This is a genomic window from Protofrankia sp. Cr2, assembly GCF_963555885.1.
GTDB lineage: Bacteria > Actinomycetota > Actinomycetes > Frankiales > Frankiaceae > Protofrankia.
The window spans coordinates 36,369-37,663 of record NZ_CAUVXG010000046.1 but is presented as its reverse complement, the minus strand read 5'-3'; the positions used below and the strand labels follow the sequence as shown (position 1 = coordinate 37,663).

Below are 1,295 nucleotides of genomic sequence, written 5' to 3'. Positions count from 1 at the left end.
CCCCACCCGGCGACGTCCAACTGACCGTCCCCGACGTGGTCAACCCCCAGCCCGACGCCGGGAACGCCGTCGAGGTCACCGCGGACGGGCCGGCGGGCGCGGTCGTGTCGACGGTGAACGGAATCCACGTCGACCAGGCCTGCGAATAGTCCGTCCCGTCAAACGCCCGAGCCCGCCACTGGTACGCCGTGCCGTTTGCCAACACCCCGGCCGGCACCGTCCACGTCCCCACCGTGTTCTCCGTCACCCCGGCCACCGACCCGGAGGTCACCAGTGCGGTACCGGCGGCGTTCCACACCTCGAAATCGACCCGCAGATTCCCCCCGTCGGCATCGATCGCCCCACCCTGCAATGTTGGCGTCAGACTGTTCGTCAACACCATCGCCGGGCTGCCACCGCACTGCGCCGAACACGGGCTGGTGAACCGCCCGGCGACCGTCCCCGGATACGAGTTGTAGGTGACGGTGATGTTCGGGGCCAGCTGCGTGTCCCCCGAATAGAAATACTTGTACTGATTCGGGTCAGATTCGTTGCCCGCCCGCAGCGTGAGCGCCTCCGGCGACGGATAGCCGTTGGACGACCAGGCCTGCGCCAACCCGGTGATATCCAGGTTCCGCCCGCCGTCCCCGCCACACGACCCACCACTGTTGAAACTGGTATTCGACCAGTTGATCCCGTCCGCGGTCGGCTGGGAATTCCACGTCGTGCCCGCACCCATCCCCGACGCGCCCTGCACCACCATCGGCTGCGCCGTACACGTCGCCGACCCCACCTGCCACAGATTCAACGACGCCGACAACACATGCCGGTTCTTGACCGCCGAATCGTCGAACCGCAGGAACGACCGGGTCGTGGTCGCCCCCAGATAGTTCCCCACCGCCAGATACGCCGACGTGTCATAGTTCGTCGTCGGATGCGCCGAGTCCACATAGTCATCGAGGTTGTCCGGCAGCGTCGCGGCCGGGTCGATCGTGACCGGGTACTGCCGGTCGGGTGCGCCCAGCCAGTCGGTATCCGGGGTCAGGGCCAGACTCGGCCGGTCACTGCCCGCAGCCTCCAGCGACGAGGCCACCTCCCGGACCCGGTCCGGTAGACGGGTCGCTGGATCGGTGTGCGCGTCCCACATCAGCGGCGTCGGTGAACGCACCGCGAGCGTCGCCCCCGCGTGGAACCGCAGCTCCCCACCGGCCATCCGCTCCGCGCTGACGCCCGCCAGCCGCATCGGCAGTTTCAGCGCAGCCCGCGCCGCCGCCGGTGTGTGCACCACCAGCCGCACGTCAAAACCGGTCGGGGTT

General features: G+C 68.6%; 1 protein-coding gene. It reads right to left on the bottom strand.

Going from position 1 to position 1,295, the window contains the following annotated elements:
• On the bottom strand, window positions 1-1,267 hold a 1,267-nt coding region (locus U9978_RS18415; RefSeq protein WP_322762378.1), incomplete at its 3' end, for a DNRLRE domain-containing protein.
• Window positions 1,268-1,295 lie beyond the last annotated feature (28 nt).